At 36.2% G+C, this 13,222-nt stretch carries 11 protein-coding genes; 1 reads left to right on the top strand and 10 read right to left on the bottom strand.

Features of this window, described 5'->3' with window-relative positions:
- Nucleotides 1-124: 124 nt before the first annotated feature.
- The 6 genes from FEU33_RS00680 to lplA form a co-directional block, all read right to left on the bottom strand.
- Nucleotides 125-1,681 (bottom strand): fatty acid--CoA ligase family protein, encoded by a 1,557-nt coding sequence (locus FEU33_RS00680; protein ID WP_146547544.1) that lies wholly within the window; start codon nucleotides 1,679-1,681, stop codon nucleotides 125-127.
- A gap of 436 nt (nucleotides 1,682-2,117) precedes the next feature.
- Nucleotides 2,118-4,061: an FtsX-like permease family protein gene (locus tag FEU33_RS00675; protein ID WP_425328568.1), complete on the bottom strand. Its 1,944-nt coding sequence runs from the start codon at nucleotides 4,059-4,061 to the stop codon at nucleotides 2,118-2,120.
- The gene (locus FEU33_RS00670) at nucleotides 4,027-4,800 is read right to left on the bottom strand and encodes an ABC transporter ATP-binding protein (RefSeq protein WP_146547542.1); all 774 of its coding nucleotides are present in this window, start codon (nucleotides 4,798-4,800) and stop codon (nucleotides 4,027-4,029) included. The genes FEU33_RS00675 and FEU33_RS00670 overlap by 35 nt, the downstream gene beginning before the upstream one ends.
- A gap of 20 nt (nucleotides 4,801-4,820) precedes the next feature.
- On the bottom strand, nucleotides 4,821-5,810 hold the full coding sequence (locus tag FEU33_RS00665) for a sensor histidine kinase (RefSeq protein WP_146547541.1): 990 nt from the start codon (nucleotides 5,808-5,810) through the stop codon (nucleotides 4,821-4,823).
- Between the two features lie 3 nt (nucleotides 5,811-5,813).
- On the bottom strand, nucleotides 5,814-6,518 hold the full coding sequence (locus FEU33_RS00660) for a response regulator transcription factor (RefSeq protein ID WP_146547540.1): 705 nt from the start codon (nucleotides 6,516-6,518) through the stop codon (nucleotides 5,814-5,816).
- 39 nt (nucleotides 6,519-6,557) lie between these two features.
- A complete protein-coding gene (lplA, locus tag FEU33_RS00655) occupies nucleotides 6,558-7,550 on the bottom strand; it encodes a lipoate--protein ligase (protein WP_146547539.1) in 993 nt (330 codons plus the stop codon).
- 139 nt (nucleotides 7,551-7,689) lie between these two features.
- On the opposite strand from lplA, the gene yhfH reads away from it, so the two are divergent.
- The gene (yhfH, locus tag FEU33_RS00650; protein WP_146547538.1) at nucleotides 7,690-7,815 is read left to right on the top strand and encodes a protein YhfH; all 126 of its coding nucleotides are present in this window, start codon (nucleotides 7,690-7,692) and stop codon (nucleotides 7,813-7,815) included.
- A 313-nt stretch (nucleotides 7,816-8,128) separates the two neighbouring features.
- On the opposite strand, the gene FEU33_RS00645 is transcribed toward yhfH, so the two are convergent.
- The 4 genes from FEU33_RS00645 to FEU33_RS00630 form a co-directional block, all read right to left on the bottom strand.
- The gene (locus FEU33_RS00645; protein ID WP_146547537.1) at nucleotides 8,129-9,160 is read right to left on the bottom strand and encodes an LLM class flavin-dependent oxidoreductase; all 1,032 of its coding nucleotides are present in this window, start codon (nucleotides 9,158-9,160) and stop codon (nucleotides 8,129-8,131) included.
- Between the two features lie 205 nt (nucleotides 9,161-9,365).
- Nucleotides 9,366-11,837, bottom strand: coding sequence for a YhgE/Pip family protein (locus FEU33_RS00640; protein WP_146547536.1), 2,472 nt, complete (start codon nucleotides 11,835-11,837; stop codon nucleotides 9,366-9,368).
- A gap of 67 nt (nucleotides 11,838-11,904) precedes the next feature.
- On the bottom strand, nucleotides 11,905-12,474 hold the full coding sequence (locus tag FEU33_RS00635) for a TetR/AcrR family transcriptional regulator (RefSeq protein ID WP_146547535.1): 570 nt from the start codon (nucleotides 12,472-12,474) through the stop codon (nucleotides 11,905-11,907).
- Between the two features lie 254 nt (nucleotides 12,475-12,728).
- Nucleotides 12,729-13,220, bottom strand: a complete 492-nt coding sequence (locus tag FEU33_RS00630; RefSeq protein ID WP_146547534.1) for a FixH family protein — start codon at nucleotides 13,218-13,220, stop codon at nucleotides 12,729-12,731.
- Nucleotides 13,221-13,222 lie beyond the last annotated feature (2 nt).

Below are 13,222 nucleotides of genomic sequence, written 5' to 3'. Positions count from 1 at the left end.
TATTGAGAGAACATCTCTTGATATCTTTTGTTGTTTTTGGCTGTAAAAAAAGACTATAGGCAAAATCGAAAAGTTTCGAGTTCATCTATAGTCTATATTTTAATAACATTGCTTTTTCTATCAATTACGCACGCGACAGGGCTTGATTTTTTAAATTGCGACGTAGAATCTTGCCAGTTGCATTCTTTGGCAATTCATCTAATATGATGATTTCTTTTGGACATTTATATTTGACTAAATGTTCTTTGCAAAATGCATGTAATTCATCCACAGTAGTAGATTTTTCTTTTAATACTACATACGCTAGAACCGCTTCACCTAAATTCGGATCAGGGATTCCTAAAACTGCCGTCTCTAAAACATTTGAATTTTTATAAAAAGTTTCTTCTACCTCGCGTGGATACACATTATATCCGCCTACAATAATGATATCTTTTTTGCGATCTACAATATAAAAATAGCCTTCTTCATCCATTCTCGCTAAATCGCCCGTATATAACCAGCCATCACGAATTGCTGCCGCCGTTTCTTCAGGCATTTTATAATACCCTTTCATAACATTAGGCCCTCTGACAACAAGCTCTCCTACTTCGCCAACAGGCACCTCTTCTCCCAGCTCATTAAACACTTTATTCTCAACATTGACGATATTTGTACCGATCGACCCCGGTTTTCGTTCGCGATCTAGTGGATTAAAACATGTTACTGGTGAAGCCTCGGATAATCCATACCCTTCCGACACTCTAACCTTAAATTTCTCTTCAAAGTTATGAAGTAAGGAAACCGGCATGGAAGATCCTCCTGAAACGACTAAACGCAATGATTTTAAATCATTCGGATCTCCTTCAGAAAATTGATACAAAAAATTGAACATGGTCGGTACACCTGCAAAAACAGTTGGCTGAAGTTCCCTGCCAATTCTAAAAATTTCCTTTGGACTAAAATGTGGTACAATAATTAGTTGCGCTGAAGCTAGTAAAGGTGCATTTACAACTACCGTTAGCGCAAATACATGAAACACTGGTAATGTTGTAACCGCACGATCATCTGCACGGATCTGTAAATATTTCGCTATATCCCGTGCATTTGAATATAGATTCTTATGCGTTAGCATCGCGCCTTTTGGATGACCTGTAGTGCCAGATGTATACAAAATAATGGCTGTATCATCCTCATTCATCATCGTTGGTTTTACTTCTGGTTTTGTTTGGATCAGTAATTGATGAAAAGAATGCACTTTTTCCTTAACATTTGCTGGCAGCGCTTGCATTTTTTCAAACGTATCAGGTTTTGTTTCACAAACTACATAAGAATGCACATCAGGAAATACCTGTAACCCCACTTCTACCAGAGGTAATAAAGCATCTAAAAGAATTGCTGCTTTCACATCACCATTTTGGACAATGTATGTAATCTCATCTGTTGTATAAAGTGGATTGATAGGTATAGCCGTCGCGCCAATCCTCATTGTTGCATATAAAGAAATGATAAAATGTGGTGTATTGCCCAATAAAAAAGCAACATGATCCCCTTTTTCCACCCCTAATTCCTTTAATGCAGTTGCAAATCTAGAAACTGAATCCTCAAACTCTTTGTAGGTCGTATCCTTCCCCATAAAATGATACGCCACTTTGTCTGCTTGTTCTGTAGATGTCCTATAAACCTCTGAAACTAAATTCATATTCTCAACCCCTTTGTAAGAATAAAATGAATGGTGGTTCATTTTCCATCCAAATATATTATACAAAAACTAGAAATATAAAACAACAGACAGCCGTTTTAGCTATCTGCTGTTTTCATTCATTCTCAATGCTTTCAGGCGTGTTGATTAGGCAGAAATTAGGGAATATTTTTGATATAATTCTTAAAAAAACATGTATTTTTCGTTTCATTTATGTAGATTGGAGCGGAGGCTTGCTCGACTCCCGCGGGAAAAGCGAGACAGTTGAGACCCTGCACGAGCGTAGCGAAGGAAGCGGCTCAGCGCTCGCCCGCAGGAAAGCGAGCAAGCCGTAGCGGAAATCAACGAATTCTCCCTATCTTCATGGATAAAATTGGATAATCAACACGCCTGCAATGCTTTTATTCTATATGAACAGGCAGTATCATCTCCATTTTCATATGGCTCTTATATGGGCTAAATAACGCCAGCGGATTAGGTAGAAGTAACACAATTGCATACATGTAATAGCTGCTAATACAAGGAAAATCTCTCGTATTATCGATAAATCAGCAATTCCCTTCCAAAATACTTGTAATGCCATAAACGCAAAGGTGCTATGTAACATGGCTAATCCCCAAGGTAAAAAGAATTGTGGGATCAATTGACTATTGACGATTTTGCGTAATTCCTTATCTGTAATCCCCATTCTACGCAATGCATCAAATTGTTTTTTATCTTCTTCTAGCCCCGCGTATAGTTTAAAGTAAATAAAGCTCCCTGAAGCAAGGAAAAAAACGGCAGCAGCCAATAAACCGATAAATAACAATAATGCAAAGGTTGAACGTATAAAGGAATAATCCAACCCCGGGTTTTCAAAGTAGAAAGGCAGGTCGTTTTCATGATTGGTCATATACGCCTCTGTCATTAAAGCATCTAAATTTTGACCAATATCTTTTGTTTTCGTCCATTCAGGTACAGAAAACACAAAAATATGATTCGTAGACTGCTTGGCATTAGCGCCTACCATTGGCTCTTTAATCAACCGAAAATCTTCATCACTGACCACTATGACGTTTGTTCCAAGTTCAGTTGGTGAAAATAGCACTTTGGGATATACCTTATTGATAGATAAAGGGATGCTGTTTTCCTGTAAAACGGTTGTCACTTTCTTTCTTTTCAATTCATCAATGGAATCCATTGAATAGGGTAGGAACATTGCTTCACCCGCTTTCAAGCTGACTACTGGATAGCCAAACACAAGCGCAAGTCTATTAATATCTGTTTGTGTTAAAATTTTTACCGTTTTTTGTGTATTGGAGGATGTTTGACGTTTTACATCAAATTTATATAGATGATAACTAAGCCCCTTATCCTCTAGTTCATCGATCAATCCAGATATATGATCTTTCTCATATGGATTATCTAATTTACTCGAATACACTAATCCTAATGGGTTCAATTGATGATATTGGTGTGTAAATGTCGACATTGAGCTTAAAATGCCAATGGCCAAAAAAGCCAATGTAGAAACCATACACGAGATGAAAAACATTCTAGAGTTTTCTCGCATAACAGATGAAATTTTAGCCATTGAAACGATCCGATATTTATGCCAATACCATTTTCTATGTTTACGAATTTGGAATAATATGAAAGGAACAGAATCTGTAAAAAATAAGTATGTTCCTATCATAGCAAATGGCGGTATCAACGTTACAAATACGACAAGATATTCTTTATTAATATTTGCCGCCATCCCATACGCTGCAGCTAACAATAGTAATCCTGCAATTCCTTTCCACACAGAGTATTTCGCTATTTGCTCATTGTGCCAGTATCCTCTCAGCAGACTAACTAAATTATCATCCTTGATAAACATGACACTGACAAACGAAATAATGATATATAGACTCGTAAACGTTACAATGGTCAACGCAAAGGGCTTCCAAGAAAAGTACAATGGCAAACTATCAATTTGCAAAATTTCTCTTACGATCATAAAGAAAAACTTTGAAAATGCATAACCAAAAATAATTCCGACAACAATTGCAGCAAACCCTGTGATCATGGTTTCAAATAAAATAAGCTTATTGAGTTGTCTCTTTTCCATCCCTAAATGAAGTAAGATTCCAAATTCCTTAGAACGTGCCTCTAAAAATGCCCGCATCGAATAAAACAAAAAAAACAATGTAAAGAGAACTAAAATGACTTCTGCGACAAACATTCCTTGAAAGGCAATCTCTCGCAGAAATTCATCTTCCACTCTTGGATGAAACATCAGCATAGAATAGATGAAAAACACCATAACGGATGCCACACTGGATATAAAGAATGTCGCATAAATCCGACGATTTCTTATCACATTACGGAAGGCGAACTGTCGAAAAGTCACCGACATGACCCCCTAGTAAGCTCAACACATTCAAAATCGCTTGGAAAAAGGTTTGGCGGTGATTATCTTTATAAATTTCATTGAAATATTCCCCATCCTTGATAAAAAGAACACGATCACAATAACTAGCTGCAATCGGATCGTGTGTCACCATTACGATTGTTGTGTTTTCTTGCTTATTAATCCTGCCCAATAAGCCAAGAACGTCTTTAGATGAATTGGAATCTAAATTGCCCGTTGGTTCATCTGCTAATAGCAACGAGGGCGTATGAATGATCGCTCTACCGATTGCTGTTTTTTGAGCTTGTCCTCCAGATATTTCATTAGGACGTTTTTCAAGAATATTTTCAATACCTAACTGACGCGCAACATCCTTAACCCTTGCTTGCATCGTTTCAAGATCCTGATCATCAAGTGTTAAAGGCAAAACAATGTTTTCTTCTACTGTAAGCATTTGAAGTAAGTTAAAATCTTGAAAAACAAACCCTAGCTGACGTCTTCTAAAATAAGCTAAATCGTTTTTCTTTAAGTCATGAGGTTTTATGTCATTTATGATAATCTCACCTGATGTTGGAGTATCAATGGTGGAAATCATATTGAGGAGCGTTGTTTTCCCACTCCCTGATGGTCCCATCACTGCTAGAAATTCACCTTTTTCTACTTCAAAGCTGAGTTGGTTGATCGCACGATGTGTAACTTTTCCTTCATATACTTTCGTTACGTCTTGAATTTTTAAAATCGACATATATGATTACCTCAATTCTATTAAGAATGCTGGAAGGTTACTCGAATCGATGTACCTTGTCCCACTTCAGATTCTATTTCCAATTGATGACCGAGTTTATCACAAACCTCTTTCGCCAAATATAGACCCATACCAGTCGATTCACTTGTTTTACGGCCATTTTCACCCGTAAAGAATGCTTTTGTTACCCGTTTCAAATCAGATGGAGGAATTCCTATTCCCTCATCTCTAATCGTCAGTATCACTTGCTTATCCTTGACTACCGCAGATAAATACAATTTTTTACCGTCTTCAAAAGTATATTTTACTGCATTGGTGATAAATTGCCCGATGATAAACTTCATCCATTTAGGATCTGTAGGGACGATACAATCCTCTGCGATATCAATACTAGGGTACACATGATTCGTGATAAATAATCGTTTATTTTCATTGACAATCGCACTCACTAATGGACGTAATGCTACCTTTTCAATTTTCATATCCTCTTCAAAAGTATCTAGACGTGCATTCATCAAAACGGTTTCAAGACCATGCTTCAGCCGATCCACTTCTTCTTGGACACTGATTTTATCCAACTCTCCATCTTCTTGCAGGAGGAGTTCTAGCACACTAATCGGTGTTTTCATTTGATGCACCCATTGATTCATAAACTGAAGATGACGATTTTGCTGTGCATATAACGATTGAGCTTCTAGTTGGTAAATTTTATATAATTCGTGAATATACTTTTCTGTTGCAATATGTTCCGGGGTTTTTGCATTTTTTTGTAATGCATCCTCCATCGACTTAGGAAGTTGAAGTATTTTTTTATAGTATGATTGTTGCATAATATAACGTATACATAAAAAAGTAATCGTTAAAATCAGTGAAATAATAATAGAATAAATGGCCGTATCAACATTACGGAAACCATCTAACCAATATAATAAAAGAATAAATAACACAAGAAATATATCAAAAACAATGTAGCCACTATGGTCTTTTAAAAAAAGTTTAACAGATTCCATTTGTTATTGCTCCTCTTCACACAGAACAAATCGATAGCCTGCACCACGCACAGTTTCGATAGTAGATCGAACATGATAATCCGAAAGCTTTTTACGAACACGCGTCATATTGACATTTAATGTATTTTCATCTACAAAAGCCTGATCATCCCATAGTTCTTCTAATAATTTCTCGCGTGATACCACTTTTGGTGCTTGCCTCATCAATAATTCTAAAATGACGCATTCCTTCTTCTGAAGGGGGATTTCAGCATTCTTTGTATGTAACTCCATACGTTCAAGAAATAATTGTAGCTGACCTTGTTTGATTGTTCTTTCTTCTTGCTTGGTCGCATATTCTCCATAGGATCTTCGTAAATGACTTTTAATCTTTGCCAAAATGATTTCATAATTGAACGGTTTAGTGATAAAATCATCTCCGCCATTCTCTAAAGCAAAAATCTGATCCATTTCACCAGATCTTGCTGAGATGAAAATGATTGGACAAGTCGTCAACTGTCTTAGCTGACGACACCAATAATAACCATCATACGAAGGTAAGTTAATATCGAGCAAAACAAGATGAGGATTGAACGCTTGAAAGTCTTCAAGAATATTATCAAAGGATTCCACTGTCTTTACATCATAGTGATACTTACGTAACGTATCCGCCAATAATGTTGCGATTTTTACATCATCTTCCACGATCAAAATCCGATGTATAACCATTCTGTCACCCTCCATCTTTTATGTGCATTGCACATGGAACTAATAAATCAGTTTGATAAAGTCTTCTTTTGAAACGCCTCCAAAGTATGTAGAAACATCTATATTTTGGATAGCTTGAGAAATCTCATGAGGCTCATATCTTTTACCCTTCAGTGCATTTTCGATATCTGCCATATCCCCTACACCAAAGAAGTCACCGAAGATACGTACTTGTTCCATCATACCCCTGTTTACTTCTAAACGTAAATCGATAAATCCAGAAGAGAATTTCTTCGTACGTTGAACATTAAATTTCGGCGATTGACCGTAATTCCAATCCCATTGTTGATAACGTTCTTCAGATAATTTGTGTATATGGTCCCAATCTTCTTCTGTTAGCTCGTAATATTGAATATTCTCTTCTCCGCTAAAAACGGATTTTAATATTTCCATTTTAAATTCCTCGATCGTAATAGGTTCTTCCATGAAATTTGCAATATTTGCTACACGAGAGCGAACGGATTTAATCCCTTTTGATTCGATTTTTTCTTTTTTCACCTTTAATGCAGCCACAACTGAATCTATATTAGAATCGAACATTAGCGTACCATGACTAAACATACGTCCTTTTGTAGTGAACATAGCATTTCCAGATATTTTACGTCCTTCTGCAAGAATATCATTTCGACCAGATAATTCAGAATCAATGCCTAAATTTTTCATCGCATCTACTACAGGTTGTGTGAACTTTTTAAAGTTCCGGAAAGATTCACCATCATCTTTTGTTAAAAAGCTAAAATTTAAATTTCCTAAATCATGATAAACAGCCCCACCACCAGATAAACGACGAACAACAATAATATTATTTTTTTCCACATAATCTGTATTAATCTCTTCAATCGTATTTTGGTTTCTTCCTATAATGATTGAAGGTTGGTTGATATAAAAAAGTAGATAAGAATCTTTTTCAACATTTAACGTTTTTAACGCATACTCCTCAATCGCTAAGTTAATGCGTGGATCAGTGATTCCCTTATTATCAATAAAATACATATCTTTCACTCCTAAAATATAAGTCATCCATTATTTTAACTTAAAATTGAAATTTTGTATTGACATATGTGTTCGTGTTATAATACAATACACAATAAAGAAACAGTAATATAACAGAACCAACAAGGAGGGATTCTCTGTGTTAGAAAATGTTGTCGAGTTTTTCAAAAACTTACCTGACAAACACTGTTCAGAATGTGGTGAAAAAATCGAAGAACAAAGTGAGTGCTACACTAACACTTGCGAGCATTGTAACAGCCTTTAATCTTTTCCTAAATGTTTCATAAAAAATCCATTTAGTTGATTACTCACTCCTCATCACTGTCTGAACCGCAGATGATGAACTTATAAGTAAATCGCTTACACAAAAAAGCGGGAAGAGCCTGAACAACTCTTTCCGCTTTTTTATGTGCTCACTAAGTATGAAAGTTGTGTTTGATAACAATCATTAGCAATTTCCTATATAGCCGAGACCTATAATAAGAACAAATTTTTAAGCTAGAGGATGTTCACAAAGTTGATACAATGGCTAATACATCATTAAAGAGAGATTATTTTCTCCCAAACTACAAACTGAATTATTTTATATATTGATTGACTTTCGGCATAATTTCTAACGCTAATAATTCAATAGACCGAGCAACCGTTTCAAATGGCTGTCCTCCAATGTCTAATTGTGCTAAAAACCTAGTATGTTCAAATAACTCATGTTGTTTCAGGATTTTCTCAACGATCTCATCTGGACTTCCTACAAATAGCGGTGTGTTGGGACTCGTCGCCTTTTCAAAATCTTCACGATCCATATGAAAAGCCATACCGTGTTGTTTATTGACATTTCCCCAATAGTTTCTATAATAAGCATAAAATTCATCACGAGCTTTTTGACCATCCTCCGCAAAAAAGCCATGACCAGTTATAGCCACTTTATAGTTTTCTATTGGATGTTTTGCAGCGATAAATTCTAGTTTATAAGCTTCGATCAGTGGAAGAAAGTACTGTGGATTTCCACCAAGTATCACAAGTGCTAAACCTGTACCAAATCGTCCGGCTCTCCTCGCGCTTTCTAGTGTTTCCCCAACACCGATCCATGTCGGGATTTCCTTTGTTGCACGTGGAGAAATTTCTGCATTCTCTAATGGTGCTCGAAAATTACCGTGCCAGCTGAGCCGTTCTTCTTTATTTAATCTTTGCCAAAGCTCTAAATGTTCTTCAAACAATTCATCATAATGCTTGATGTCGTAGCCAAATAAAGGAAAAGATTCGATAAATGCCCCTCTACCAGCCATGATTTCAGCACGACCATCAGAAAGTAAATCTAATGTTGCAAAATCTTCGTATAATCGAACTGGATCAACTGTACTTAATACAGTTGTAGTACTGATTAACTGAACATTTTTAGTTTGCTGAGCAATAGCACTTAGTATAACTGGGACAGAAGAAACCGCATAATCTAAACGATGATGTTCCCCAACCCCAACGATTTGTAATCCTAGTTCATCTGCCAATTTTGCCGCTGCTAGTATTTCTTGAATTCGTTTTTTGGCTGATACTGTTTTTCCAGTTTGTGGATTAGTTTCAATATCAGCTAATGTATATATGCCAAACTCCATGATATCCCACCTCTATTTTCTCTTTTACGATTGTTCTATAAACATTCTATGTTCAAAACGCTCAAAAAAATGACTTCTTTTAGCTTACTTTTAGTAACTAACTTTATTTTAGTTATTAAATTATGTCAAGTAACTTAAATGATAAAAAAAGACCAGAAAAATTTCTGGTCTCAAATTTATAAGCGAATCCATTTTATCTTTTTTATTATTTTGCTTCTGCTTCTCTTGAGTGGCGTTTTGTATAAAGTAATACAAAATAGCCGCAGCTAATCCCTAAGAATACGACCATATATATGAATAAGATTCCACTATTCATACCAAAGAAGCCCATATCACCTGTTGAAATAGCCGCTTTGAAGCCTTGAACTGAATAAGTCATTGGTAAGAATCTATTAAATCCTTGTAAAAATTTCGGTATCACTTCTAATGGGAATGTACCTGCACTTGTCGTTAGTTGAAGTATAAGAATAACAAGAGCTAGGAATCGTCCTGGATTATCAAATAGCGAAACTAACGCTTGGATCAAAGCTAGATATGCATAGCTTGTGATTAATACCATCAAGATAAATGCTCCCACATTAGCAACTTCGATTTTCAAGGCAAATAATGCGATTATAACAACGATTAATGATTGGATTAAACCAACCACTGCTAATATAGCCGTTTTGCTTGCAAACCATGCGAAGCCATTTTTAGGTTTTATCGCTGGTTCCACTAATGGGAATACAATAGAGATTAATAATGCGCCTACAAATAAGCCAAGTGAGATAAAGTATGGAGCAAATCCTGTACCATAGTTTGGTACCTTGTTGATTTCTTGTTTCTCTACATCAACAGGCTCACCGACCATATCATATGTTTTTTGGGTTGCATTGACACTTGATGCTGTATCATGTGCATCTGCTAATTTTCCTTGTAGCGTGCCGGCTCCATTTTTCAATTCTGTTGTACCATCCACAAGTTGTTTTGAACCATCCGCAAGTTGTGAGGCTCCACTTACTAATGATTGTGTTCCATTATTTAATGTATTTAAGCCAGTTGCTAGTTGTCCTGATCCTGTTTGTAATTGTCCAAGACCAGTTACTAGAAATTGAGTACCATTACTTAATGTGCCTAGACCTGTTGCTAATTGACTAGATCCATTTTGTAATTGTCCTAAACCACCATTAAGCGAAACAAGACCTGTATTTAATTTTCCAGCTCCCGCATCTAATTTTTTGGCACCTTCTACGGAAGCACTCCATTTAGAAGCTAGTTCTTTGGTACCTGCTGCCAATTGCTTTGTTCCAGGGGCTAATTGGTTGGCAACAGATGTATTCATCTTATCTAAATTTGTCGATACTTGCGCAGCGCCCTCTTTTAAATCTGTTAAATCTTTTGAAGCAGGTGCATTCATGTTGGCAACACTTTGATTTAGTTGTGTTGTACCAGCACTTAGCTTGTTTGCACCTTCATTAACATTAGCAGCGCCTGTATTGATAGCTGTTGCAGTTGCAAGTAATGCTTTTTCTTGCTCTTCTGGAAGATTCATCGCTTTAATTTGGGTGATTAATTGTTCTGTTCCGGCTGCAAGCGACTGTGTCCCTTTTGTTAAATCAGTTGCGCCACTATTAAGACTGGCAACACCCGTTTGTAAAGATGAAATTTGTTTTGGCATTTCACCTAAACCATCAACTAATTGTGAAACACCTGCTGATACTTGACTGGCACCCGGAGCCAATTTACCTAAACTAGCACTTAATGTACCAACGCTAGTATTTATTTGTTGCGCTCCATTATTTAATGCATTAATTTTCGTTGTATTCCCTTCAAGTCCAGAAACAAACGTTGCCGTTCCCTTTTTTAAATCAGCTGAACCTGTTTGTAATTGACTGGAACCGCTTTTAGCTGATTTGATACCGTTTTGTAAATCTTCAGAGCCTGTTTTTGCTGATGATGCTCCATCATTTAATTGACCAGCCCCTGTTGCCGCTGAATCAATACCATTTTTTAAATCATTCGAGCCTTTTGCTGCTGATGTTACCCCATCCGCTAACTTTGTTGCACCATCTTTGGCAGATTGAATACCATCATTTAATTGATTGGCTCCTTTATCAAGCTTACCAGCACCATTTGCTAGTTTACCTGCACCATCAGCGGCGTCTCCGAAACCATTCCCCATTTTCTTTATGTTAGCGAATAATGTTTCGGCATAAGTTGCTGATACTTGTTTGTTTACCTCTTTGCGGACCAATTCTACTGCTGAATTACCAATTTGCCCACTTAAGAAGTTATAGCCTTCATTTGGTTTATAAATAATTTTCATTTGTTCAGGATTGTCTTCTAGTATAGAACTTGCATTTTTTGAAAAATCTTTTGGAATGACAATTTCCATATAGTAATCACGCTTTTCCAATCCTTTACTTCCTTTATTTTGCGATACTTCTTTAAATTTAAATTCTTTGCTATCGATTAAATTCTTTATAAGATCGTCACCAAGTTGCTTATTCTCACCGTCAATTGTGGCACCTTCGTCATTATTGACGACAGCCACTGGCAGTTGATCTAAGTGTGCATAAGGATCCCAAAATGCCCAAAGGAACATACCAGCATAAATGACAGGGACAAATAAAACAGCAATTATAGCAACTAATATTTTTTTAGAATGAAAGATTTTGCTCCATTCTGCTTTAATCACGATTTACTCCTCCTTTAAAACTAAATGACTAATTTCGTCAATCAGTCATTTTTCTATAAAAAAAGACTCATGGTAAGAGACCTCTTAAAATAGTATTGCGAAACAATGCTGCGATTCTTTCTTCGGATAATTCCGAATCATGCGTTGCACTCCAATCAGCTACAAATCCAATATACGCTTTAAATAACAGATATGCTACAAGTTCTGAATCACAGGGACGTAATTCTTTCTTATCGATAGCGATATTTATTTTTTCCGCAATATAGGAGACAATTTCTTTTTCCACACGCGCCAACATTGTTTTAACAGTAGGTGTACGAAGTTCTTTTTCTTCTTCTACTAATTTCGCATAAAGTTGGTGTACTTCTCTAAATTGTAAGATTTTCATGAGAACATTATGTGCATTTTCTTGAAATGGACAATTCGGTACAATTTCTTTTTCTGCTGCCAATATCATCTCAGAAATCATTCTAAGGACAATTTCTTGAAAAAGGATTTCCTTATTTTCAAAAAAAGTATAGATTGTACCTTTTCCAACGTTTGCGATTTTCGCTACTTGATCCATTGTTGTTGCTTTGTATCCAAAAAGGGAAAAGGATTTGTATGCTGCTTCTAGAATCTCTTGTTTCCGGTCCATGTTGGTTCTCACCCACTTTCGTCTTATAAAAATGACCAAAAAACCTTTTTGGTCATCTGGTCATTTATTTTACACTAATCACTTTTTAGTCGCAAGTTATTTTTATCTCGAATAACAGGCAATCATATCCCATCTTCAAAAATCCAATAAAAGCCAGAGAAATGGAAGAACAACTGCCTGTATATACCTGTTTGGTTCAACTAACATCCTATAAGGAAAGGAATTCCCGACTAGATGAAATTTCACTCTATCGATTAATGATCATCTTTTGCAGAATCGTCCATATCCATATTCATGCTTCCATCATCCGTGTCTTTTTTAACTTTGCTCATATCGGGATTTCCTGCAATGATTTTTTGTTTCGGCATGGTGTGTAAGCCTCGAGCTGTTGTATGTGCATACATATAATAAACACCATCATGATCAAATTTAGTTGTTGCCTGATAGAGACCGTCCTTGTCTAATTTTCCTTCAAACATTTTGCCATTATCACGGTCACCTGATTCCCAAACTTCAAATTTTACTTCATCAGCATCATCTACATTTTTTCCGCCTTGTGTCACATGAGCAATCAATTTTACGTCTTTTCCAACTTCTACTTTTTCAGGTGTTTGGATATCTACTTTTACTTCAACCGTAGTTCCTTCATTTTGCGATGTCGAATCATCTGTTTTAGATGTATCTGTATTGTTACAGCCTGCAAGTACCCCTGCCGCTACCGCTAAACTAATTAATACTTTTTTCATGA

Source organism: Rummeliibacillus suwonensis (assembly GCF_007896435.1).
In the GTDB taxonomy this organism is placed as follows: Bacteria; Bacillota; Bacilli; order Bacillales_A; family Planococcaceae; genus Rummeliibacillus; species Rummeliibacillus suwonensis.
This window is presented reverse-complemented; position numbering and strand designations above follow the sequence as displayed.

What these genes read in the sequence shown, in the direction of transcription:
- FEU33_RS00630 (WP_146547534.1), bottom strand. Translation starts at nt 13,220, where the DNA reads ATGAAAAAAGTATTAATTAGTTTAGCGGTAGCGGCAGGGGTACTTGCA.
- FEU33_RS00665 (WP_146547541.1), bottom strand. Translation starts at nt 5,810, where the DNA reads ATGGAATCTGTTAAACTTTTTTTAAAAGACCATAGTGGCTACATTGTT.
- FEU33_RS00675 (WP_425328568.1), bottom strand. Translation starts at nt 4,061, where the DNA reads ATGTCGGTGACTTTTCGACAGTTCGCCTTCCGTAATGTGATAAGAAAT.
- FEU33_RS00660 (WP_146547540.1), bottom strand. Translation starts at nt 6,518, where the DNA reads ATGGTTATACATCGGATTTTGATCGTGGAAGATGATGTAAAAATCGCA.
- FEU33_RS00680 (WP_146547544.1), bottom strand. Translation starts at nt 1,681, where the DNA reads ATGAATTTAGTTTCAGAGGTTTATAGGACATCTACAGAACAAGCAGAC.
- FEU33_RS00635 (WP_146547535.1), bottom strand. Translation starts at nt 12,474, where the DNA reads ATGGACCGGAAACAAGAGATTCTAGAAGCAGCATACAAATCCTTTTCC.
- FEU33_RS00645 (WP_146547537.1), bottom strand. Translation starts at nt 9,160, where the DNA reads ATGGAGTTTGGCATATATACATTAGCTGATATTGAAACTAATCCACAA.
- FEU33_RS00670 (WP_146547542.1), bottom strand. Translation starts at nt 4,800, where the DNA reads ATGTCGATTTTAAAAATTCAAGACGTAACGAAAGTATATGAAGGAAAA.
- lplA (WP_146547539.1), bottom strand. Translation starts at nt 7,550, where the DNA reads ATGTATTTTATTGATAATAAGGGAATCACTGATCCACGCATTAACTTA.